This is a genomic window from Limnobacter olei (assembly GCF_029087225.1).
GTDB lineage: Bacteria > Pseudomonadota > Gammaproteobacteria > Burkholderiales > Burkholderiaceae_B > Limnobacter > Limnobacter olei.
Map to the genome: position 1 here is coordinate 457,015 of NZ_JARFJD010000002.1, position 22,218 is coordinate 479,232.

Consider the following 22,218-nt stretch of genomic DNA (forward strand, 5'->3'; position numbering starts at 1 on the left):
TCAAAAGCACACAATTTGCTTACAAAATGGCAATTTTCTTGCACAATGACAGCATCAACCTACACTTCGATAGCATGGATGCTTTAGATCGCCAACTTTTGGGACTGCTCCGTACCAATGCCAGGTTAAGCATCGCGGCGTTGGCCCACCATCTGAAAGTGTCCCGCGGCACAGTGACCAATCGAATCAACAAGCTGGAGAGCTCAGGCGTGATCGTGGGCTACAGTGTCAAATTGCGGCCTGACACAACACCCAATCTGATTGTCGCCTGGATGAGTATTTTGATTGAAGGCAATGACAGCCGCACGGTGCTGGCGAAGTTGCTCGGGGAACCTGGGGTAACCGCCATTCACAGCACCAATGGACGATGGGACTTACTGGTCGAGTTGCAGGCAGAAAACCTGACCGGGCTGTCCGGAATTTTGGAACGAATTCGACTCATCAAGGGCATCAGTAACACCGAGACCAGCATTCATCTATCAAGCTACAAAAGCTGAGTAATTTGCAGACAATCGCGGAACCAAGCTTGGATTTTGTCAACTCACTACAATATCCATCCTCGCGACCTGACTTATGTTCAAGGCAAACCAAATTGCTGTCTGCGACGCAAAAGCGGTTGAGGAACCCTCTGCTTCCGAGGAAGCTTCAACACAACACATGCCTTCAGTTTCAAGCGCAGCGAACACAATTGCTAGATTGTCCCTTCCTGGTTTGTTGGCGAACCGGTGTCAATTACCCAATCAATCCGAGCTATCGAGCTCACGTGCAATAAAAACGGCCGACGGCAAGTGGCCTAAAGTAATAACAAAAGAAAAGCTGGGTGATGGATTTGTGCCAAGCAGCCTGAAAACACACTACACCAAACCGCCCGCACCAGACTGCAAAAAGGCTGGGCTAGATGAAATTCCACTACTTGACGCACGCCTGCACCTTGTTACCTCAGGGCAAGATGATGCAGCCATGAAACGCAATTTGGACTACATTTTCAATCAGCCAGTGAACCCAATCGTGATTTGCCTGGCGGATCAAAAACTTCAACAGTTCAAGACTCAGATACCGCAAGTTCAACCCTCGCACCTGGAACAGCTTGCCCCGCTTCGCCGTGGTGGTTCAGAAACACTGAAACATCGAAATGCACACCACAACGTCGCCTTGGCGAATTGGGATCTGGCCAGCACCATCGTCCACGAAACCGCCAAGCGCAGGGAACCTGCAACGCCGCAGGCCATTCGCAATTTGTTCATTCGAATCAATACGGTGCTGATGCAAGAAATTCACAACAGTACGGGTGGGAAAGTAAGGCAACTGAACAATGTGTGGGTTGGACCCTGTGACGCCAAAGGCAGCACCGACCCTCACCCAAGCCGCCTTGCAGTACCCGGCTCAATGGTTAACACCGAATTGAACACCTTGTGCAACGAAGTGGCCGAAGAATTGAACCTGGGCAATGTCAACCCGATTTTGCTGGCGGCAAAAACCGCCATGAAAGGAATTTCAATTCATCCTTTCTCGGATGGCAACGGCAGAACCTGCCGCCTGATTGCTGATTTTGTCCTGCTGAGATCAGGACTATTACCCGCTTGCTTTGACGATGAAAGCAAAAACATAATGGTGTTCCCGAGGATTGCGCCTGACATGAACCACAACACAACCAGTGCAGCAAATTTGATGATGGATGCACTGCAAAGAAGCTACCAACAATTTGATTAATTCAAACGATCGTTTGATTTATTACAAATGGCTTTGCTATGATGGACTTCCCAAAATCATTAACAAGTGACCATGAGCATGCCAACCCCAAACACCATCAAAATCGGCGGCGCCTGCGGCTTTTGGGGCGACAGTAGCCTGGGCACTGAACAACTGCTGAAGGTTCCGGGAATACAGTACATCACCTACGATTACCTTGCGGAACTGACCCTGGCCATCATGGCGGGCATGCGCATGAAAAACCCGGAGCACGGATATGCACTCGACTTCATTGACCTGATGAAGAAGACCCTGCCCGCGGCCAAATCCAAAGGCATCAAGATTATCGCGAACGCAGGCGGGCTTAACCCTGCCGGTTGTGCAGCGGCCTTGCAGCAAGCCATGATAGAGGCTGGCCACACCATTCGAATTGGCGTGGTCAGCGGCGATGACGCAACAGGCACCCTTGGCCAACTGCGCAAGGATGGCGTTGAATTGCGAGACCAACATTCAAGCCAGGCTGCACCGCCATTTTTTCTGACAGCCAATGCCTACTTGGGTGCTTTTCCTATTGCAGCTGCACTGGATGCCGGCGCTGACATTGTGATTACCGGCCGTGTGGTCGACAGTGCCATGGTGTTGGGCGCACTGGTGCATGAATTCAAGTGGCAAACCACAGACTTGAACCCGCTTGCGCAGGGCAGCCTGGCAGGTCACATAGTGGAGTGCGGCGCACAGGCCACCGGCGGGCTGTTCACAGATTGGCAACAAGTGCCTGACTGGGCCAACATTGGTTACCCGATTGTGGAAGTGGCTGCGGATGGAAGCTTTGAGTTGAGCAAACCGGAAGGTACAGGCGGCTTGGTGAACAAAGCCGTGGCCACCGAGCAATTGCTTTACGAAATTCATGACCCGGCCAACTATGCCCTGCCCGATGTGGTGTGCGACTTCACCACAGTGAACATTGAAGAAACCGGCCCGAACCGGGTACGGATTTATGGAGCCACTGGCAAAGCACCCAGCGAATTGTACAAAGTGTGTGCCACATATCCAGAAGGTTTTCGGTGTATTGGCATGCTGTCGATTGTGGGGTTTGATGCGCATGCCAAGGCAAAGCGCACAGGCGAAACCATTCTGGAACGCACACGCGCCATGTTCAAGCGCCAAGGTTTGGCAGACTACACAAGCACGTCAATAGAAATCATTGGCAGTGAAACCGATTTGGGCCCACATGCCCAGGTACGGTTGGGTCACGAAGCCATGATGCGCATCGCAATTACGCACAGCGACAAGAAAGCTGCAACAATTTTCTCTCGTGAAATTGCCCCGGCAGGCACCAGCTATGCGCCGGGTACCAGTGGCAACTTTGGTATGGGACGCCCCAATGTAACGCCCTTGGTAAAAATGTTCAGCTGCTTTGTGCCAAAAAACATGCAAACTGCGATTGTTCAGGTAGGCGGTGAAAACATTCAATACCAAGAACCGGAACACCCCAAGGCACGCGCTGAAACCCGCCCGACTAATGAACAGTCATTTGGCGAAGTAACCGTGCCCCGCGAGCTATTGGGCAAACGCTTGATTGAAATTGCACACGGCCGCAGCGGCGACAAAGGCGACACCAGCAACGTGGGCATTGTGGCCAGAAAGCTGGAGTATTGGCCCGTGCTGCGGCATTTACTGCGTCCCGAGAATGTAAAAAATCACTTGGCTCACTTGGTGAAAGGTGAGGTTCACACTTTCGAGCTACCTCAAGTTCAAGCCTTTAATCTCGTTATGAAAGAAGCACTCGATGGTGGTGGCATGACCTCGATGAGAAACGACCCACTGGGCAAGGGCATGGCCCAAGTGTTGCTGAACATGAAAATTACCGAATAATCTTCACCTGTTTGAAGGGGTACACCACGTTGGGCGGACCCCCTAGCTAGTTATCTTTTTCCTACACGGTGTCTCCGTTAGTGAAAGTGTGAGGCGAGATCCAGAAAGCGCCTACTACATCCAACACACAGGAGAACACCATGCAAGTTAAACAGATCGCAATCGTTGCAGCCATCGCTTCCTCTTTCGCAATGCCCATGACAGCTCAGGCTTCTGACATTGCTACCCTGAACGGCTGGGGTGCTTTGTTCGCAGCCGCACATTCAGGTCAGCAGGCTTCTGCCCAAGGTCAGGCACAAGGTGAAATCAAGGTCAGCCTGTTCCAGCGCCAGCAACCTCCCGCAGCCCAACCTGCTCCTGAAGCAACACCACAGCCGACACCAGTGGCTGAACCCACACCCACCAACGAACCAGCCCCAACCGCTGAAGCCCCGGAAATGGAAAAACCCGAGGCAGGCGACCAAACAGCCTCTACAGGTGACAACGTGGGTGAATCTGCCGAAGCAGGTCAAGACAATGCCGGCAAGGCAACAGCGTCAGCCAGCGCAAGCGTAAGCGCGACAATTGAGCTGGGCGGAGGCCAAAGTGCCCAGATGATGAACAAGGTAGACAGCGTTTATCAAACAGCAGGCACAGTGGTTGAAGGTGTTGCCGGTGGTGTGTTCGGCACGGTGCAAAACGTGGCCGACAAAACTTCGGGTACCTCAATGGCGGCGGACATGTCCAACACTGGTTCAATGGATATCGCGGGCTTGGCTACAGCATCGATGGCTGGCAATATGAGCGCAACAGCCAGCATGATGAATGCGGGCCAGTTGGGCGCAATTACTGCCATGACTTCAAGCCTGATCCAAAACGTGATTGCTTCCCGCCCAGCTTCATTGACAGGCTTGCTGCGTTAATCGCAAGCGAAGCGCTGAGAGCCCTTGCTGGTGATAGTCATCAGCAAGGGTTTTTGGTTCAGTGAAATTGAGTTCAGCAAATATTAAGCGTGTTGGGATAGAAAGAAAGCCACCACTTTGTCTGAGAGCGTGTCCAGGTTGTCGCCCTTCTTGGGCTTGTACCAAGTCACCATGAAGTTCATGGCACCCAATACCATCAAGCGCGCAAACTTGGTGTCCCCACCCAGAAAACCTGCATTGTGCAAGCCGTTCACAGCATTTTGCCAAATGGCGTCGTATTCATCTTTGGTTGCAATCAGCCTGCGCTGATGTACCTCGTCCAGGCAACGCCAGTTGTAAAGCATCACTGGAATGAAGTCATTGCCGTCTTCGAGAATAATGCTGAGGTGCACTTTCACTAGGGCACGAAACTGCGCATCGGCCGGCAAGTTGGGCTTGACGACAGCACGGGTTTTTTCAAGCCCCTGGCGCAAGCCTTCCTCAACCACCGCCACCAAAATATCTTGCTTGCTGGCAAAGTGATAAAAGGGGCTGCCGCACTGCATACCGACCGCATTGGCAATGGCCCGCATGCTGGCACCATCGTAGCCCTTGTCGCGAAACAGCTTCGCGGCTGCACGAACAATGTCGCCACGCCGCCCGTCATCGTGTTTTTGTTCTTTCAATACTCTAGCCACAACCCAGTCCTTTTTTATGTTGTCAGGTTTCGCACCATCCACTGGTGGGGTATTCCCACTTCCATGTGAGCATCGCCACACGGTGCAAATCCATGTCGACTGTAAAATTCGATCGCCTGCTGCTGCGCGCTCAGGCGCACCTGCGGCAAATTGTTCTCTTTGGCCACTGCAAGCAAAGCCAGCAACATGGCGCTACCTATTCCCTGGCTTCTGAATTCAGGGAGTACCGCCATACGGCCAATTTTTCCTTCAGGCAACAACCTTGCTGTACCCACAGGCGTGCCACCTAGCCAAGCAAGCACATGTGTAGAAACCGAGTCGTGTTCATCCCATTCTTCGGATTCATCAATGCCCTGCTCTTGAACAAAAACAGAACGGCGAATGGAACTGGCCCACTCGCCGTTGATCAACCAACTGGAACAGTCAATCCGAATCAACGAATCGATCAGCCCAATGCGGCGAATTCAGCATCAACTGCTTCCAGCATTTCCTGGGTAATCAAACCACCAGAAAAATTGGCCACAACAGCCAATGGGAAACCTTTGCCCATGCCGATTTGCGGGTGTGTGGAAATGCCGGGCATGTGTTTTTCCAAAATTGCTGCGGTTTGGGGGTTGTCCAGCAAATCGCCCAGTTTGGATTGGGTTGAGAAAGCCATGTAAATCGTCTCCTAGAATTTTAAATGAACCCACAATTCAAACAAACGCTTGAATTATTTCCTCATTCTAGACCAAGAATCGATCAGCTGTAACGCTTTTTCAACGCAGCCACTGCCTCGTTGTAAATCTTGTCGAGGTCTTTGGGATCCGAGATGGAAATTTGAAGGTTTCGCACAATGCCATCTTTCAGGCTATACAACCAACCATGCACCGTGAGGTCTTGTCCGCGCTCCCACGCATCCTCGATCAAGGTGCTCTCGCACAGATGTTTCACCTGTTCAATCACGTTCAATTCGCACAGTTGATCATGGCATTTCTGCTCAAGGGCTGCGTCGCAAGTAACAAGCCCGTGTCTGCGCGCCAACTGGTGAATGGGACGAACCCATGCATCGGCCAAACCCACCCTGTCGCCCCGCATGGCCATGCGCACGCCCGAGCAGCCGTAGTGACCACACACAATGATGTGTTTCACCTTCAAAAACTCCACTGCAAACTGCGTGGCCGATTGGCCGTTCAAATCGCCATGAAACACCTGATTGGCCACGTTGCGGTGTACAAAAACTTCGCCGGGCTGCAAATTGACAATCGTGTTGGCTGGCACACGGCTGTCGGAACAACCAATCCAGAAATACTCCGGAGATTGCTGATTCTCAAGGCGTTTGAAAAATTCGGGGTCTTTGTCCACTTGAGCCGCAGCCCAGGTTTGGTTGGCATCAAGAAGGTGTGAAAGGTCTTTGGACACGGTGTTCGCCTGTTGGAGTCAAGGCCCTCATTTTAATGCAGCGCAGCATGAAGTGGCATTGGGGAGAGCCCGAGGTGACGCTTTTGCATCACCTCAGGATCACCAGAATCTATATCCTGATTTTATTCAACCTGTGACACGTAGCTGACGGACAGAACATCGTCTGGGCTGGCCGTGCTGCGGCCTTTGGTATAACCAAACTGCAGGGCTGAAGTGGTGTCCAGCGCATACACGGCTGAAATTGCCCTTTCCTTGCGCTTCTCGGTGCCTGCCAGCAGTTCATCCCGCTGAGAGGTGGTCAGGTTGATGAACAAAGAATCACCCAAGGGGAAATTCACGCCCACGGTGGCGTAGTTGCCATTGAGCAAAGGGAGCTCAGGGGTATCCCCGTAGTACTGCCGACCCAGCACTGCGGTCAGTCCAAAACCATTGTTAAAGCGATAGGCCAGGTCAGTCTGAATGCCGTAGTCTGTCTTGCCTGTGCCAAGCCCCCGGTCTTCATTGCCAGTTGCAATTTTCACCAAGCCTGTTGCCGACATGGCAAAGCCCTTGGTTTGAATGCCGCCGATAATATCGGTAGTGTATGTGGCCACCATGTCACCCAAGCCTTGCTCACTGCGACGTGCCGGGCCATTGGTACCTGTCACCGTGCCTGCCACCAGGGTACCAGGACCTTCCAGTGAAATGTAGGGCACAAACAGGGAAGCGCGATACCCCTCGCCTACCAGGGTTGCACCCAAGGTGAAGGATCGGGCCTTGATTTCCTGTGGTTGACCAAACTTGCCCGACAAACTGTCGAAGCTATAGGTCATGAGCAAGCCCGGAGGGGCTGCAATTGCTGTAGTGCCGGCTGCTGTCAAAGTGCAGGCCAATGCGAGTCGAATAAAAGAATGCCCCATTAACTGTCTCCTTTTTTTGGAACAGTATAGGGGCAAAAGTGCTACTACTGGGATACTTCAAAAGGTGGTTGGGAAAGTACCTACAAAATTCAGGTATTACATGGCATTACTTGCACTCTCCGCCTTGCGTTTGTTGTAGCGATCCTTCATTTTCTCTTTCCATTCGGCCCGAATCACTTTGGCCTTTTCGCGCTGCTCGGGAGTCAACACCTTATAAATTTCGTGCTGGGTACGCAGCATGCTCAATTTGGTAGCACGTTCCTGTTCCTGTTGCTGGGCAATCAGTCGCTCCGCTTTGGCAGCATCGAATGTGTCTTGCTCAACAATCGATTTCATCTCTTCGCGGTGTGCACGGCGATCGCTCATGGCTGCTTTCATTTCGGTCCTTTGCTTGTCCATAATCTGTTTCACCTGCGCCTGTTGGGCCTCAGTCAAATCAAGCTGTTTCAACATGCCCATCCCGCCATGCTTGTGGTGATGACGCATTTCTGAATGTTGCTTTTTGCCACCCTCCTCGTGATGACCTGCGTACGCACTCATGGGAATCGCCATGGCCATTGCAGTGACAGCAATCATTTTCTGGATGGTCAATCTGGATACATTCATTTGTCTACTCCTTGTGTAATGGACAACTGCATTGTGCAAAACCGGCTTGTAAACGAGGATGTAAGCTGTGTAAAGATGGGTAAAGCGTTTGCAAACAAGTGCGCATCAACCCAGGCTGCCTAGTAATATTGAAGCCATGACGAAAATACTTCATATCGACGACGACATTGAACTGGGCGAAATGCTGTGCGAATACTTGCGCGGTGAAGGCTTTGAGGCAGAGCATTGCGCAAATCCAATTGAGGGTTTAAAAAAACTGGCTGACGATCAATACCAACTGGTGGTGCTCGATGTCATGATGCCGCAGCAAAGTGGGCTTGAAACCCTGAAACAGATTCGCCTGAAGTACAACACCCCAGTGTTGATGCTGACTGCGCGGGGCGACAATATTGACCGCATTGTGGGGTTGGAGCTGGGTGCCGACGACTACGTACCCAAACCTTGCCTGCCCCGTGAAATTGTGGCCCGTGTCCGCGCAATTTTACGGCGCGCCAGTGATTCCAACAATGCGCCGAAGCAGGCTCTTCAGTTGGGCCCACTGGAGGTGCAGCCCGCCAAACGCAAGGTGCTGTTACACGGCAACGAGGTAGAGCTGACAAGTGCCGAGTTTAATTTGCTGGAGGTTTTGGCCAGCCATGCAGGCCAGGTGGTCAGCAAGGCGGTGCTGAGTGAGCAGGGATTGGGTCGCCCGCTGGAGCGGTTTGACCGCAGCATTGATGTGCACTTAAGCAGCCTGCGCAACAAGCTTAATCTGAACGACGAGCGACTGCCCTTGACCCTCCACACCATTCGCGGGCAGGGCTATCAGCTCAGTCTCGATTAGCCAGGGCTGCATTCATGGGCAAGTTGTTCTGGAAATTCTTCTTTGGTTTTTGGTTGTGCCTGATCGCTGCGGCTGTGGCCACCGGGACAGCGTTATACCTGATACGGGAGAAACCCGCCAGCAGCGACATTGCTGAAGGCCCGCGCGCACAGTTCATGCTGGAGACCATTCAAGAAGTACTCGAAGGCAAAGGGCCCGATGCCCTGCGGGACCTGCTGGACCGCAACCGCCAGCGAACCGGCAACGCCATACCGGTGTTTGCGGTGTCGAGCGAAGGCGAGGAGATTTTAAGCCGCGAGGTGCCTGAGAATATTCAGCAACGGATTACCGCCTTGTTCAACAACAACGAGCCAACCGAGCAGGGTATCTTGAGAGTCACCGCACAAGATCAGTCGCAATGGATTCTTTTCATTCCACGCAATCGTCGCCATCCAGAACCAGCAAATACTGTCAATCCAAACACTGGCGAACCCGAACAAACTCACAGTGAAAAGCGCAAGCAACGTGAGGCGCTCGAGCCGCCACTTCCACCCCTCCCCGGCGCGGGTTTGTTTGCCGCGTTTTTGGCCAGCCTTTTATTTGCCGGGGTATTGGCTTATACATTCAGCAGGCCGTTGAACACTCTGAAAAATGCGTTCAGGGAAGCGGGCAAGGGTCGATTGGGTGTGCGCATCTCAAACGGCCACAAAACCGGTAAAAAACGCAGCGATGAAATTGGGGAATTACTCAGTGGTTTTGACCACATGGCTGAAGAAATTGAAACCCGCATTGAACAACAGAAAGCCCTGCTGCATGATGTGTCGCATGAACTTCGCTCGCCATTGGCACGCCTGAATCTGGCCGTAGGCCTTGCCCGCCAGAACCCCGAACAGCTGGACACCAGCTTGAGCCGCATTGAAACCGAGGCAGAAAGACTGGACAACCTGATCGGACAACTGCTCAACCTGTCTCGACTCGACTCCAAGCAAAACCCGGAAAGCAACCGCGAACACAATGTGATTGAATTGCTGTTGGCCGTGGTGGATGACGCGCAATTTGAAGCCGAACAACAGAACAAACAAGTGTTGTTCAACAGCCGGGTAAAACGATGGCGTTTGAACTGCGATGCTGAAAGCCTGCAAGGCGCGTTCGACAATATTATTCGCAATGCGATCAAGCACACACCAGCCAACACAGCCGTGAGCATCGATTGTTCGCTTCAGGAAAAACAGTTGCGCATTGAAATCAGGGATCAAGGCCCGGGTGTGCCCGCCGCGCTGCTGCCCAAACTGTTCACTCCATTTTTCAAGCATGGAGAACACTCAGGCCATGGTCTGGGTTTGGCAATCGCCAAGAAGTCGATTCAGCGTGTGAATGGGGTACTTGGCGCACGCAACTGTGCGCCGACCGGCTTGCTCGTGTGCATTGAATTGCCAGGCAAGGGCACTTAGGGCGTCACACCCGCTATCCAGCCTTCCACAGGATCGATTAACTTGGGCAAACCGAAATTGGAATCGGCTCGTTTTGCAGCCCACCCGGCGACCAAGCAACACAACACTGCATCCAGGTGATCGGCCTTGACATCGTCAAGCAACTTCGCGCGCAAATAAGGCCGCACTTGCACCTTGATACCGAACAACATGCCCTCTTCCAAAGCACACAGCAGCTCGGAACGGGCCATTCGGCGATCCGCTGTGTCTTTCTTCGGATCATCGCTTTTGTAGCTGGCGCGGTTCAATACCTTGCGAGCCAGGTAGCCGGGGTAGGCTTCCAAGGCCACGCGTGTGGGGTCGCCACGTTGCATGCCTGGGATATGAACGCCTGTTTTCATCAACAACGGTGCGCCCGCGTGCAGCATGTAGGCCACCGGCGGGTTCACCCACTTCATCGAAGGCGAGGAGCCCGCAGGGCCATCGCACTCGCGGTGCGCAAACTTATGCCCCGCAGGCCGTGCATCACACCAGGCTTTGAAGGTGGCGCGAATTTGCTCGCGGCTTAGCGCACTGTAGTAACTGATCAGATTTTCCCAGGCCTTGAAGTCGGTACGCCCGGCACCTGGCCACTTCAAACCTTCGACCAGTTTGCGCGACAAACCGAACGGCATGTCAATCGCAGCCACAAACCCCAACTGTTCCAAAGGCCCGGCTGCGCGCTCGAATTTTCCAAACGCCTGCGGCCCCTCTTTTAACAGGGTTTCAAACTCGCCCAGCGTGGTCAGCGACATCAGTTCATCAACCGCCAGCACAGCGCCTTGCCAATGGCCCACAGCCACAGCAATCGGCTTTTTCTTGGTGGGGCTGCTGGAAAAATCAATGCCGAGCAAGCGACTGTTTTCGGGATTCAAACTGCATTCTCCGGGGGCAACAAAGCTTCGAGCACGGCAAGGTGATCGGCTTCATGCAAAGGTTTGTCATGGCGAATGCGCAGCATACGTGGAAAACGAACGGCCACCCCACTTTTGTGGCGAGTGGAGCGGGAAATTGCTTCGAATCCAAGTTCGAAAACCAGCACTGGCACCACAGTGCGAACCGGCCCAAACTTGTCCACAGTGTGTTTGCGAATGACTCGATCCACTTCCTTGAATTCTTCATCGGTAAGGCCAGAGTAAGCCTTGGCAAATGGCACCAAACGGGGCAAACCACGGGCGACGGTGTCTTCCACTTTCTCACCGTTCGCAATCGCCTGTGCCACCTCTTGCGCTTGCGCCTTCGAGGCGGGCGGTGTTTCCCACACGGCAAAGGTGTAATCGGTGTAAAGGCTTGCGCGGCGGCCATGGCCCCGCTGGGCATACACCAACACGCAATCCACGGTCATTGGATCAATTTTCCATTTCCACCACAAGCCATCGGCTTTGGTGCGCCCAACTCCGTATTTGGACTCCAAGTGCTTCAGCATGAAACCCTCCACACCTCGCCCACGGCTCTCTTCGCGCAACAGTTTCAATGCATCCCAGTTGGGTGCTTTCACACTTTGCGACAACAACAAACGCGGCATGGCATTCACGGTACTTTGTTCATGGTGTGAAGCATGAAATTTCTCCAGCGCAGTTCGACGCTCACGCTGAAGAAGATTCACCATGTTGTCGCCATGAAGCCGAAGCAGGTCGTAAGCCAAAAAAACAACCGGCGCATCGGCCATCAATTTTTTGCTAACCACTTTGCGATTCAAACGCCCTTGCAAAGCATTGAACCCAGCCGGCGCATCGCCTTGCCACACCAAAATTTCACCGTCCAGAATGCAGCCGTCTGGCCATTCTGCAAACGCGGCCTGCAACTCGGGAAACTGCTCGCTAACCAACTCCTCGCCGCGCGACCACACCCACACCTGCCCACCTTCTTTCACCACTTGGGCGCGAATGCCATCGTATTTCCATTCCACCAACCAGTCGTCAACGGCACCTAAATTTTCAGGTTCCTCCTGCAAGGGATGCGCCAGAAAAAACGGCAAGGGTTGCCCCAAACGGCCGGGGTCTTGCCCTGTGCTGTTATCCACGGTTGCAGCCACTAAGGCACTGAACTGCTCTGCGGTGGGTTGATTGCTTGCATCGGCAAATCCCATCATGCGAGTGGCCACCAGTTTGGCATCCAGCACAGCCAGCTCAGCCAAGGCACGGGTCACCAACAGCTTAGACACCCCCACTCGAAATCCACCTCCCACCAGTTTCACAAACAGGAATCGCTCTGTGGCGGTCAGTTCATTCCAGCAGCTTTGCACAGCCGCAATGCGATCTTCGTCGGGCAAATTGCGCAGGGGCAGAATTCGGTGTTGCATCCACCAGGCCAATCCTTGCGACTGGCTGGGCACTGTAGAGGAGGTCGGCAATACATGCGCGATTGTCTCTGCCAAATCGCCCACCGCCTGGTAGCTCTCTTCAAACAACCAATCGGGCAAACCACTCACCTGCAAGGCAACCTCCCGCAGTGTCCGTGTGGGCACAGTGCGCTTGGGTTTTCCACCCGACAAGAAGTACACAGCCCAAGCGGCGTCCTCAGCAGGCGCATGTTCAAAGTAACGCTTTAAGGCCTGCACCTTGTGCAAAGTTGAGGTAGAGCCATCCAGTTCAGCGAACAATTCTGCAAACTGCTTCATGCGGCAGGCTCCTGTTCGCCTTCTCCTTCGCCGCCATACTCAGTCACGAAGGCACGTGCATTCAATCCCTGCTCTTGCAGCCAGCGCACCATCACCTGAACATAGCCGTGAGTCACAATCACCTGTTCCGCACCAGTGGCGCCGATTGCACGCATCAGGCCGGGCCAGTCTGCATGGTCAGACATCACAAAACCCCGGTCTACATTGCTGCGCCTGCGCCCGCCGCGCAACTGCATCCAGCCCGATGCAAATGCATCGGAATACGCATTGCCAAATCGCTTCATCCAGGCTGCACCTTGGGCAGCGGGCGGTGCAATGGCAAGACAGGTTTTGTAAATGGATTTATCGAGTACCTCGCTCACGGTCAATGTTTCTGGCAACTTCACACCCGCATCTCGATAGGCCTTGTTCAACCCCTCGCAAGCACTGTGGCACACAATCGGGCCGATGCTTGAATCAACACCCGCCAGTATTCGTTGTGCCTTGCCAAATGAATAGCCGTACAACACGCTGGCTTTGCCCAGTGCTGCATTTGCAGCCCACCAGGCATTGATCTCGGCATAAATTTCGGCGTCGCTACGCCAGCGGTAAATGGGCAAGCCAAAGGTAGACTCTGTGATGAAGGTGTGGCATTTCACCGGTTCGAATGCATCGCAAGTTAAATCGGGAGCCACCTTGTAATCGCCGCTGGCCACCCACACATGGCCTTGGTACTCCAGCCGAATTTGACAAGACCCCAACACGTGACCCGCCGGGTGCAGCGAAATTTTCACACCGTTGTGAACGGTGCTTGTGCCATAAGGCAAGGTGTCCAGAGAAATATTGCCCAAGCGGGTACGCAATACACCTTCGCCGGGCGCAGCACACAGGTAATGGTTGTGGCCAACACGGGCATGGTCAGCATGCGCATGGGTAATAATTGCGCGGTCTACCTTGCGCCACGGGTCGATATAAAAATCGCCCGGTGGGCAATACAAACCTTCGGGGCGACTCACCACCAAATCCATGCTGCACAACCTTCAAGAACAAGCACTAATACCGGCTGCCAAAACCACCCAGAAAAACAGCCAAGAGCATTAATTTATAACACAGCCAGCTGAACACCCTTTCTTTCAAAGGTCGCTGTGCGTGTTCATGGGCTTGAATTTCGCGGCTGTCTTTCTGAATGGATTTTTGTAGTTCTTCGCGCAGCGCACTTGCAAACTCGCGGTTATACACAATCACATTGGCCTCTCGTGCAAACAGAGAACTCAATGGGTCCAAGTTGGATGAACCCACCGTGGCCCAGTTGGAATCCACCACTGCTACTTTGGCGTGTAGAAAGCTGGGCAAATACTCATAAATATCGACCCCTGCACTCAACAAACTCGAATACAAACTTTGCGTGGCGTAATGCTGAAAGCGATACTCCACTCGCCCTTGCAACAACAGTTGAACATGCACGCCGCGCGCACGCGCAGCCAACAAGGCTTTGCGTATTTTGCGGCCGGGCAAAAAATAAGCATTGCTCAGAATGATTGAGCGCTGCGCATTGCCAATGGCCTGCACGTAGGCGCGCTCAATTCGCCTGCGCAAGCGAAAATTGTCGCGCACAGCCAGCTGGGCTTTTACCTTGCCCGCTGCTTTGGGTTTGGGCGTTGCGCGCTGGCGGGCCATTGCCTCTTGTAACTGTTCAACCCTTTCCTTCCACCAAGCCGAACTAAAAGTATCAGTCACCCGGCCGCCCGGGCCAATTTGGAGCCACAGCCACTCCATGTTGTGCCACACATCCAGAACCACAGGGCCTTGCACTTGCACAGCAAAGTCATAGCGGGGCCCCAAGGTTTTTTGATCCAGCAAATCGGTGTTCACCACCATGGCTTGCTCGCGCATTCCACCTGAAGCGCCCCAAATCGGTTCCCGTTTCTGTCGCGCGCGCTCTGTTGCCTTGAGCAACTCATCGCGTTCCCCTTCATGATTCCAGTCATCAATCAGGTTAATGCCACCCACAAAAGCAATGTCGTGATCGACAGCAATGATTTTCCGGTGCATGCGACGAAGCCGTTTCGGGTTCAGCTTGAACAACACGCCCTCAGGTCGAAACACCCGCACATGCACGCCATGCTGCTGCAAAGTGGGCACCCATGTGCGCGCGCCTTCCTGTCCACCAAAACCATCCAGCACCAGGCGCACATTCACCCCGCGTGCTGCGGCACGGCACATCGCCTCACAAAATGCTTCGCCAATTGAGTCGTTTGCAAAAATATAGGTTTCGACGCGCACGGCATGCCTGGCTTGCTCGATGGCATTCAACGCTCTTGGGAACAGTTGCTCGCCGCCCACCAACAACTCAACCGCATTGCCCTCCCGCTCGGGCGCGGCTGCTGGCAATAGGTTCAACACCATGCACACTCCAGGTCGACCACGAATGGCGCATGGTCAGACAACTTGGCCCAAGCAGACCCATGAAGCACCGTGGCCTCATGAACCTTAAAACCACGGGCAAATACGCGGTCAAGCCCCAGCAAAGGAAACCGGCTTGGGAAACTACCCACACGGGCCAGGCGATTGTGTTTGCCTAGGGGCATGACTTCCTCGGCCTGCAAGCCTTGCTGCAAAATTGGCCCCAAGCGGCGCTGCCAGTCGTTGAAATCGCCCGCAACCACCAAAGGCATGCCAGCGGGCACATGCGTACCCACATGCTCAATCAGTTTGCTGGCCTGCCGTACACGGCTGCGATACAGCAAACCAAAATGCGCCACCATGGCGTGAATGGGGCCTGCTGGAGTTTTTACGCAGCAATGCAGCAAACCACGTTGCTCAAGCCGGTGGTCTGACACGTCCTGATTCAGCATCCATTCAATTTCGTATCGCGACAACAAGGCGTTGCCATGGTGCCCGTGCGAATACACCGCATTCATGCCGTAAGCTGTGAAGTATTGTTGGCTGGCATGGCCCAACAGGTTGTCAATCGCAGAGGGCGATTGGGCGAGAAACTCGTGTTGCCCGCCCTCGGGCCAATGTTCAAACTTGCCCGCATGGCGATCGTGCCGACCCTGAACTTCCTGTAAAAATACAAGGTCCGCATTCATGGCATGAATTTGTTCGCGCAAGGCGTGAATGGTCAGGGAAGGCTTGCGCAGGCCCATCACCCCTTTGTGAATGTTGTAGGTCGCAATTCGAAGTCGCATTACATGCAATACCTAGAAAATAGATCGGTAAATTACCAAGTCAATTCAAGTCATGTCACAAACACAGGGTATTGCCCCCCAATTAGGGTTACCCCTAAACTCAATTTGTAAATATTGAACCTTCTAAAGCAGTTTAAAACCGTTTCCAGCAGTAGCTACATACCGTATATGAAAAAAGGGGCCCTTCGCGGCCCCTTTGTATTTTCAGGCCAGCCCGGCCTGAAGCTTTAAGTTCAAATCAAGAATGGCTTGTGCATTGTTGGGTGAAAAACAGCGGCCCGCTGCCTCTTGTGCATTCATCCAGGCATACCCAACATGCTCATCGGCAGCCAACTTGGGAATAAATTCGACAGGCACACAGGCCAAGAACCAATGCTCGGTGTTGTGGGTAACACCTTGCGGGTAACGATGACGCCAATGTTCGAAAATTTCGTACTGCAAACTGTGTGGCCACGGCCTAAGCACACCGGGTTGCAACAATTCATCAGGTTTGGCATCCACCACAGTGGGTGACTGCACAGGCGTGGCCACAAACCCGGTTTCTTCGGCCAGCTCACGCACAGCCGCATGTAAGGGCAATTCATCTGGAAAATCGAGACTGCCGGTCACCGATTGCCAGTAACCGGCTTTGTCAGCCCGTTCTATCAATAAAAAATCCCCGTCCGGGCTGACCATCACGACCAGCACCGACACAGGGATTTTATGACCGCTCAAAACTGCGCCGCCCTACGTGGTCAAGCCACGTTTTTGGGTTCGGTCTGCCGCAAACGAATATGCAACTCACGCAACTGCTTTTCGTCTACAGGGCTTGGGGCCTGGGTCAACAAGCACTGCGCACGCTGTGTTTTCGGGAAAGCGATTACGTCGCGAATGCTCTCTGCACCACTCATCATGGTCACAATGCGGTCCAGGCCAAAGGCCAAACCACCATGGGGTGGCGCACCGTATTGCAGGGCATCCAGCAGGAAACCAAACTTGGCTGCCGCTTCTTCTTCAGAAATATTCAGCGCACGGAACACCTTGCTCTGAACCTTTTCCTTGTGAATACGCACTGAACCGCCGCCCAACTCCCAACCGTTCAACACCATGTCGTAAGCCTTGGCAATACATTTGCCAGGATCGGTAGTCAGGTAGTCTTCGTGGCCGTCTTTGGGACTGGTGAAGGGGTGGTGGCAAGCCACCCAGCGACCGGCTTCTTCGTCCAGTTCAAACATCGGGAAGTCGATCACCCACAATGGCTCCCACCGCCCCTGCGCCAAACCGGCTTTCTGACCAAATTCGCTATGGCCAATCTTCAGGCGCAAAGCACCCATGGCGTCGTTCACCACCTTGGCTTTGTCAGCACCAAAGAACAGAATGTCGCCATCGGCTGCGCCACTGCGCTTGAGCAATTCATTCAGGGCGGTGTCGTGAATGTTTTTCACGATGGGCGACTGCAAACCATCGCGGCCCTTGGCCAGTTCATTCACCTTGATCCAGGCCAGCCCCTTGGCGCCGTAAATGCCCACAAACTTGGTGTAGTTGTCAATTTCGGAACGCGGAATTTCAGCGCCACCCGGCACACGCAGCGCCACTACACGGCCATTGTCCGTATTGGCCGGGCCAGAGAACACCTTGAAATCCACATCTTTCATGATGTCGGTGAGTTCAGTGAATTCCATCTTCACGCGCAGGTCGGGTTTGTCTGAACCAAAACGCGCCATGGCTTCGCTGTAGGGCATCACCGGGAAGGGGTTTTGCAATTCCACATCCATGGTTTGCTTGAACACCTTGCGGATCATGTCCTCAAACAAATCACGAATCTCTTGCTCGGTCAGAAATGAGGTTTCAATGTCCACCTGGGTGAATTCAGGCTGACGGTCGGCGCGCAGGTCTTCATCGCGGAAACACTTGGTGATTTGGTAATAACGATCATAACCAGCCACCATCAGCATTTGTTTGAACAACTGGGGGGACTGCGGCAGGGCGAAAAACTCGCCAGCATGCACACGGGAAGGTACCAAGTAATCGCGCGCGCCCTCAGGCGTACTCTTGGTCAGCATCGGTGTTTCAATGTCAACAAACCCCTGCGCATCCAGGTGATTGCGAATGGCCATGGCCACTTTGTAACGCAGCATCAGGTTCTTCTGCATTTGCGGACGGCGCAGATCGAGAACCCGGTGGGTCAAGCGAGTGGTTTCAGACAAATTCTCATCATCCAACTGGAACGGAGGCGTGACCGAGGCATTCAGAATTTCAAGGCCTTTGCACAACACCTCCACGCCACCACTTTTCAGGTTGCTGTTTTCAGTGCCTTGCGGGCGAGCACGCACCAGACCTTCCACACGCACACAAAACTCGTTGCGCAAAGTTTCTGCGGTGGAAAATACATCGGCCAGGTCGGGGTCACACACCACCTGCACCAAACCCTCGCGGTCGCGAAGGTCGATAAAAATAACTCCGCCGTGGTCTCGGCGACGTTGTACCCAGCCGCACAGGGCAATGGTTTGACCCAAGTAGGCCTGTGACACATTGCCACAATAGTCAGTACGCATTTTCATGAATGTAAGTCTTTTTTAATGGGTTGATCCAACACGTCATCAGAAGGTGTTACCACCCCCAAAGACACAATGTACTTCAAGGCCTCGTCCACAGACAAACCGGACGGCCGCAATAATTTTTCGGGCACCATGATCACGTATCCCGAGGCAGGGCTAGGCGATGTGGGCACGTAAACCGACACCAGCGGCCCCTGATCATTCAGGTTTTCCAGCAAGCTGGGCGGCGGTGTGCCGGTCACAAAACCCAAGACCCACACCCCAGGGTGTGGGTAGGGTACCAACACCGAACGTGTGAACGCTTTGCCGGATGAGCTTAACAGCGTATCGGACACCTGCTTGACGCTGTTGTACACAATTTTGAACAAGGGAATGCGCGACAGTACCCAGTCACCGGCCTTGAATAACCAAGCCCCGAAATAATTGGCCGCCAACACCCCCGTGCCCAACAACACAGCAAGGGTCAAAATAACACCCAGCCCGGGAATATGCACACCCAGCCACACCCGGGGGTGCAGCGCATCGGGCAGCAACATCAGGGTTTGGTCCATCAAACCCACCACCAAGGCCAATACCCACAAGGTGATACCCAAGGGCACCCAGATCAACAACCCCGTCAGCAGGTATTTCTTGATGATGTCCGAGTTCAATACCCGTTCAGGCAACTTGACCGACGGCTTAGCTGGCATCTGAACTTGACGCCGTGGTTGATGGGGAGCTTGCATTTGACGCAGCAGTTGCTGCACCCGCTGCCGGCTTTTCCGAGGTGGACGAAGCAGTCGAAGCAGCGGCCGACGATGCACCGCCGCCGCCCCGGAAATCAGTGACATACCAACCGGAGCCTTTCAATTGAAAGCCCGCCGCAGTCACCTGCTTCGCAAAGCTGGCCTGCCCGCAACTTGGACACTGGGTCAAGGGGGCATCGCTCAGTTTTTGCAACACGTCTTTTTCGAAGCCACACGCTTCACAGCGATACGCATAAATAGGCATTTCCGCTACACCTGCAAATACAAACGAAAAACTCCCCATTATAAGATGGAAGGCTCAAGAACTCCAACATCCTGAATTTCAACGACAAAAAAAGAGCGCTTTCCTTTCGAAAAGCGCTCTTCGTGTCGACGGAGTAGGCTGCCCCAATCATGAATTCAGCCAATGACACTAGAACTACGCCGCCCCCTCTCTAGCAAAGAGCGGTTTTGGATCAACAGGCTCTTAGGCGGCCTGGTATCCTGCCTCTTGTTGACCCTGCTCCTTGGCTGACCAGCGGTTGGCGCGCTTGAAGGTACCTAGGTCGTTGAATCGCACACCGTTTGCACGCATCACTTCGTGCGCCTTCTTGGCAGTCATCTGACGAATGTAGAAAGGATCACGCACTACGAAGTGATGAATGCCGTGGGTGGAGCCGAAATTGAAACAGAACAGGTGGGGAATGATGAACCACTTGCTGTTCAGGACTTGACACTGCTGCACGAAGTTACCGTCTTCAATGTCGCCGAAGTAATGCATGTTCGAGCTAATGAAGTTGATGCTGAATGAACGCAACAGGTTGGGTGCAAAAATCAGCACTGCAACAGTGTTGGCGGTAGCCACCAGCTCAGGTGTAACAAATGCGGGCCAAGGCACGCTGTAACCTACGGCCCAGGCTGCAGCCTCCACCGCCCAGTAAGCCACGTAGGCGTGCCATCCAATGTAGAAAGCAGAGGCCAAGGGGAAGTTGCCAATTGCACCACGCATCAGTGCTTTCAAGCGCAGGTGCTTGGGCACTTTCAGGATACGCAACACCACGCTGAGTTCAAGATCAAGCATCATCAGCAAGCGCAAGGGGGTGAAACGCTCGCCATTGGTGATAGCACGTTCTTCCAGATCAGTTTCCGTGCCGGAATGTTTGTGATGATGCAGGTGCAGGTGGCGGCGCAACCATGGGTTGATTGTGCTGGGGCGGCAAATCCACACCAGTGCCATCATCAGGTTATGCATGAACTTGTTCTTGCGGAAATACATGTAATGGATCAGGTCATGTTCCAGCTCATGCGTAAAGCTCAGGAATATGGCGATGACCGGAATGGTCACATACCAGGCCAGCACACCTTCCAGGTAAGCCCAACCAGTCAACACTGCGCCCGCCATCGAGAACAGCAAAATCGCCATGCCAATGGCGTCTTGATGCTGCAGAATCGGGTATTTGGCGCGAATTCTGTCGCCTTCAGCAAGCACCGCTGTTTTGATGGTTGCAATGCGCTTTTGGTCTTGCGTATTGATACTGTTCTGCTTGATTCTTGAACCACCTTCGGCCTTGGCCGGCTGGCTCATCAGCTTTTCACTCAAACTTGACATACTCTTGCCTCTTTATGATTTGGCTTTTGATGATTGAAGTATGCTTGGTGTTGCGCAGTAAAGCTTGTTCTGAAACGACAAGCTTATGACCTTCGACGCCACAATAAGCACTCAATGACCAGTAAAGTGACCCACAAAGCGTCTAACCCAGCCAGCAACATCCCAACGGCCCTGGCCAGTTGGATGCGCGGCCTTGCCCGCGAACTTGAACACCAAGGCTGCGATGCACAGGCTTTGTTCAGCGAGGCCGGGCTGGACTTTTCCCTGCTGGACGAACCCGAAGCACGTTACCCCGTGCCCCAAACCACCCTGCTTTGGCAAAAAGCAGTGGCGGCCACTGGCGACGAAACCTTGGGCATCAAGGCCATTCGGCACATTACCCCTGCCACTTTTCATGCTGTGGGCTTGAGCGTAATGGCCAGCGAAACCCTGGAACAGGCTTTTGGCCGAATGCGCCGATTTGTCGATCTGGTGACCGACGCCAGCGAAATTGAGCTTCTGAGCACCGACTATGAATTTGTTGTTGAGCTGAAATTGAGGGAAGGTGCGCAACCAGCACATCAATCGACCGATGGTTTTTTGTGCCTGCTGGCCAATGCAGGCAAAGGCCTTGGCGACCCCAGCCTTGTGCCACAAAGGGTTGAACTCAGCCGCCCTGCCCCGCAAGTCAGCAATTTGGATTTCTTTGAGAAAAGTTTTGCAGCCCCACTGAAATTTGGTTGCGATACCATGCGCATTGTTTACGAACTTGCCATGGTGCGTACCCGGCTGAAAGGTGCCAACCCGTTAATAGCGGAGCACTTGGACCAAGCCAGCCAGGCAGCAATTGAAAGACTCAAGCCTGCAAGCAGTGCCAGCAAGAAAATACGCCACTGGGTTATCGACCGCCTGCAACAAGGCGCACCCAGCATTGAAGAAGCTGCTTCGTTCATGAATATGAGTGCCCGCAATCTGCAGCGCAGGTTAGCAGAGGAAGGGACCAACCTGGCCAGCATTGTGGACGAAATTCGGCAGAGCGAAGCCACACGACGCCTGAAGCAAAGTCAGGATTCGCTTACCGCAATCGCACTTGACCTGGGGTTCTCTGATGCCTCAGCCTTCAGCCGGGCCTGCAAACGCTGGTTTGGCAAAAGCCCCAGCGACATACGCGAAAGATAATTAACATTCGTAGAGCCACGTACCTACAAACACGGCACGGGTTTTGCACTGCAACAAAAGTAAATCTACTTTATGCCAA

The 22,218-nt window shown here is 53.5% G+C and carries 23 protein-coding genes; 7 read left to right on the top strand and 16 right to left on the bottom strand.

Annotated features, from left to right (window positions below; all coding sequences use genetic code 11):
• Positions 1-74: 74 nt before the first annotated feature.
• The 4 genes from PY990_RS02290 to PY990_RS02305 all read left to right on the top strand — a co-directional run bounded on the left by PY990_RS02290 (position 75) and on the right by PY990_RS02305 (position 4,466).
• Positions 75-497: an Lrp/AsnC family transcriptional regulator gene (locus PY990_RS02290; RefSeq protein WP_275270224.1), complete on the top strand. Its 423-nt coding sequence runs from the start codon at positions 75-77 to the stop codon at positions 495-497.
• A gap of 334 nt (positions 498-831) precedes the next feature.
• Positions 832-1,710, top strand: a complete 879-nt coding sequence (locus tag PY990_RS02295; RefSeq protein ID WP_275270225.1) for a Fic family protein — start codon at positions 832-834, stop codon at positions 1,708-1,710.
• Positions 1,711-1,782: 72 nt separating this feature from the next.
• Positions 1,783-3,564, top strand: coding sequence for an acyclic terpene utilization AtuA family protein (locus PY990_RS02300; protein WP_275270226.1), 1,782 nt, complete (start codon positions 1,783-1,785; stop codon positions 3,562-3,564).
• A gap of 140 nt (positions 3,565-3,704) precedes the next feature.
• Positions 3,705-4,466 carry a hypothetical protein gene (locus PY990_RS02305; RefSeq protein ID WP_275270227.1) on the top strand — a complete coding sequence of 254 codons (762 nt, stop codon included), beginning with the start codon at positions 3,705-3,707 and terminating at the stop codon, positions 4,464-4,466.
• An 83-nt stretch (positions 4,467-4,549) separates the two neighbouring features.
• Here PY990_RS02305 and PY990_RS02310 read toward each other — a convergent pair whose 3' ends face one another.
• The 6 genes from PY990_RS02310 to PY990_RS02335 form a co-directional block, all read right to left on the bottom strand.
• Entirely contained in the window at positions 4,550-5,143 is a 594-nt protein-coding gene (locus tag PY990_RS02310; protein WP_275270228.1) for a TetR/AcrR family transcriptional regulator, read from the bottom strand.
• A 14-nt stretch (positions 5,144-5,157) separates the two neighbouring features.
• The gene (locus PY990_RS02315; protein WP_275270229.1) at positions 5,158-5,580 is read right to left on the bottom strand and encodes a GNAT family N-acetyltransferase; all 423 of its coding nucleotides are present in this window, start codon (positions 5,578-5,580) and stop codon (positions 5,158-5,160) included.
• An 8-nt stretch (positions 5,581-5,588) separates the two neighbouring features.
• A complete protein-coding gene (locus PY990_RS02320; protein WP_105028126.1) occupies positions 5,589-5,801 on the bottom strand; it encodes a hypothetical protein in 213 nt (70 codons plus the stop codon).
• Between the two features lie 83 nt (positions 5,802-5,884).
• Positions 5,885-6,544, bottom strand: coding sequence for a carbonic anhydrase (locus PY990_RS02325; protein ID WP_275270230.1), 660 nt, complete (start codon positions 6,542-6,544; stop codon positions 5,885-5,887).
• A 122-nt stretch (positions 6,545-6,666) separates the two neighbouring features.
• Positions 6,667-7,443: a hypothetical protein gene (locus PY990_RS02330; protein WP_275270231.1), complete on the bottom strand. Its 777-nt coding sequence runs from the start codon at positions 7,441-7,443 to the stop codon at positions 6,667-6,669.
• A gap of 96 nt (positions 7,444-7,539) precedes the next feature.
• Positions 7,540-8,049, bottom strand: coding sequence for a Spy/CpxP family protein refolding chaperone (locus PY990_RS02335; RefSeq protein WP_171097487.1), 510 nt, complete (start codon positions 8,047-8,049; stop codon positions 7,540-7,542).
• A gap of 136 nt (positions 8,050-8,185) precedes the next feature.
• Between PY990_RS02335 and PY990_RS02340 the strand changes: the two genes are divergently transcribed.
• Both PY990_RS02340 and PY990_RS02345 read left to right on the top strand, forming a co-directional pair.
• Entirely contained in the window at positions 8,186-8,872 is a 687-nt protein-coding gene (locus tag PY990_RS02340; RefSeq protein ID WP_275270232.1) for a response regulator transcription factor, read from the top strand.
• A gap of 14 nt (positions 8,873-8,886) precedes the next feature.
• Positions 8,887-10,302, top strand: a complete 1,416-nt coding sequence (locus tag PY990_RS02345) for an ATP-binding protein (RefSeq protein WP_275270233.1) — start codon at positions 8,887-8,889, stop codon at positions 10,300-10,302.
• Here the strand turns inward: PY990_RS02345 and PY990_RS02350 are convergent.
• The 10 genes from PY990_RS02350 to PY990_RS02395 all read right to left on the bottom strand — a co-directional run bounded on the left by PY990_RS02350 (position 10,299) and on the right by PY990_RS02395 (position 20,981).
• Positions 10,299-11,195 carry a DUF429 domain-containing protein gene (locus tag PY990_RS02350; RefSeq protein WP_275270235.1) on the bottom strand — a complete coding sequence of 299 codons (897 nt, stop codon included), beginning with the start codon at positions 11,193-11,195 and terminating at the stop codon, positions 10,299-10,301. The two genes, PY990_RS02345 and PY990_RS02350, sit on opposite strands and share 4 nt — an antisense overlap.
• Entirely contained in the window at positions 11,192-12,940 is a 1,749-nt protein-coding gene (locus PY990_RS02355) for an ATP-dependent DNA ligase (RefSeq protein ID WP_275270236.1), read from the bottom strand. Before PY990_RS02355 ends, PY990_RS02350 begins: the two co-directional genes overlap by 4 nt.
• Entirely contained in the window at positions 12,937-13,947 is a 1,011-nt protein-coding gene (locus PY990_RS02360) for a ligase-associated DNA damage response exonuclease (protein WP_275270237.1), read from the bottom strand. Before PY990_RS02360 ends, PY990_RS02355 begins: the two co-directional genes overlap by 4 nt.
• A 25-nt stretch (positions 13,948-13,972) precedes the next feature.
• Positions 13,973-15,325 carry a phospholipase D-like domain-containing protein gene (locus PY990_RS02365; RefSeq protein ID WP_275270238.1) on the bottom strand — a complete coding sequence of 451 codons (1,353 nt, stop codon included), beginning with the start codon at positions 15,323-15,325 and terminating at the stop codon, positions 13,973-13,975.
• A complete protein-coding gene (locus PY990_RS02370) occupies positions 15,316-16,110 on the bottom strand; it encodes an endonuclease/exonuclease/phosphatase family protein (RefSeq protein WP_275270239.1) in 795 nt (264 codons plus the stop codon). Before PY990_RS02370 ends, PY990_RS02365 begins: the two co-directional genes overlap by 10 nt.
• Positions 16,111-16,314: 204 nt before the next feature.
• Complete coding sequence (gene nudB, locus PY990_RS02375) at positions 16,315-16,824, bottom strand: dihydroneopterin triphosphate diphosphatase (protein WP_275270240.1); 510 nt, start codon at positions 16,822-16,824, stop codon at positions 16,315-16,317.
• Positions 16,825-16,844: 20 nt separating this feature from the next.
• Positions 16,845-18,650, bottom strand: a complete 1,806-nt coding sequence (gene aspS, locus PY990_RS02380; RefSeq protein ID WP_275270241.1) for an aspartate--tRNA ligase — start codon at positions 18,648-18,650, stop codon at positions 16,845-16,847.
• Positions 18,647-19,336 carry a DUF502 domain-containing protein gene (locus PY990_RS02385; RefSeq protein WP_275270242.1) on the bottom strand — a complete coding sequence of 230 codons (690 nt, stop codon included), beginning with the start codon at positions 19,334-19,336 and terminating at the stop codon, positions 18,647-18,649. The genes aspS and PY990_RS02385 overlap by 4 nt, the downstream gene beginning before the upstream one ends.
• Complete coding sequence (locus PY990_RS02390; RefSeq protein WP_275270243.1) at positions 19,326-19,637, bottom strand: FmdB family zinc ribbon protein; 312 nt, start codon at positions 19,635-19,637, stop codon at positions 19,326-19,328. Before PY990_RS02390 ends, PY990_RS02385 begins: the two co-directional genes overlap by 11 nt.
• A 222-nt stretch (positions 19,638-19,859) precedes the next feature.
• A complete protein-coding gene (locus PY990_RS02395; protein ID WP_275270244.1) occupies positions 19,860-20,981 on the bottom strand; it encodes a fatty acid desaturase in 1,122 nt (373 codons plus the stop codon).
• Positions 20,982-21,095: 114 nt separating this feature from the next.
• On the opposite strand from PY990_RS02395, the gene PY990_RS02400 reads away from it, so the two are divergent.
• Positions 21,096-22,139, top strand: a complete 1,044-nt coding sequence (locus PY990_RS02400; RefSeq protein ID WP_275270245.1) for an AraC family transcriptional regulator — start codon at positions 21,096-21,098, stop codon at positions 22,137-22,139.
• The last annotated feature ends 79 nt before the right edge of the window (positions 22,140-22,218 follow it).

Coding starts and splice junctions, on each gene's coding strand:
- PY990_RS02290 (WP_275270224.1), top strand. CDS start 75: ATGGATGCTTTAGATCGCCAACTTTTGGGACTGCTCCGTACCAATGCC.
- PY990_RS02300 (WP_275270226.1), top strand. CDS start 1,783: ATGAGCATGCCAACCCCAAACACCATCAAAATCGGCGGCGCCTGCGGC.
- PY990_RS02305 (WP_275270227.1), top strand. CDS start 3,705: ATGCAAGTTAAACAGATCGCAATCGTTGCAGCCATCGCTTCCTCTTTC.
- PY990_RS02320 (WP_105028126.1), bottom strand. CDS start 5,801: ATGGCTTTCTCAACCCAATCCAAACTGGGCGATTTGCTGGACAACCCC.
- PY990_RS02330 (WP_275270231.1), bottom strand. CDS start 7,443: ATGGGGCATTCTTTTATTCGACTCGCATTGGCCTGCACTTTGACAGCA.
- PY990_RS02335 (WP_171097487.1), bottom strand. CDS start 8,049: ATGAATGTATCCAGATTGACCATCCAGAAAATGATTGCTGTCACTGCA.
- PY990_RS02340 (WP_275270232.1), top strand. CDS start 8,186: ATGACGAAAATACTTCATATCGACGACGACATTGAACTGGGCGAAATG.
- PY990_RS02345 (WP_275270233.1), top strand. CDS start 8,887: ATGGGCAAGTTGTTCTGGAAATTCTTCTTTGGTTTTTGGTTGTGCCTG.
- PY990_RS02355 (WP_275270236.1), bottom strand. CDS start 12,940: ATGAAGCAGTTTGCAGAATTGTTCGCTGAACTGGATGGCTCTACCTCA.
- PY990_RS02360 (WP_275270237.1), bottom strand. CDS start 13,947: ATGGATTTGGTGGTGAGTCGCCCCGAAGGTTTGTATTGCCCACCGGGC.
- PY990_RS02365 (WP_275270238.1), bottom strand. CDS start 15,325: ATGGTGTTGAACCTATTGCCAGCAGCCGCGCCCGAGCGGGAGGGCAAT.
- PY990_RS02370 (WP_275270239.1), bottom strand. CDS start 16,110: ATGCGACTTCGAATTGCGACCTACAACATTCACAAAGGGGTGATGGGC.
- aspS (WP_275270241.1), bottom strand. CDS start 18,650: ATGAAAATGCGTACTGACTATTGTGGCAATGTGTCACAGGCCTACTTG.
- PY990_RS02385 (WP_275270242.1), bottom strand. CDS start 19,336: ATGCCAGCTAAGCCGTCGGTCAAGTTGCCTGAACGGGTATTGAACTCG.
- PY990_RS02390 (WP_275270243.1), bottom strand. CDS start 19,637: ATGCCTATTTATGCGTATCGCTGTGAAGCGTGTGGCTTCGAAAAAGAC.
- PY990_RS02395 (WP_275270244.1), bottom strand. CDS start 20,981: ATGTCAAGTTTGAGTGAAAAGCTGATGAGCCAGCCGGCCAAGGCCGAA.
- PY990_RS02400 (WP_275270245.1), top strand. CDS start 21,096: ATGACCAGTAAAGTGACCCACAAAGCGTCTAACCCAGCCAGCAACATC.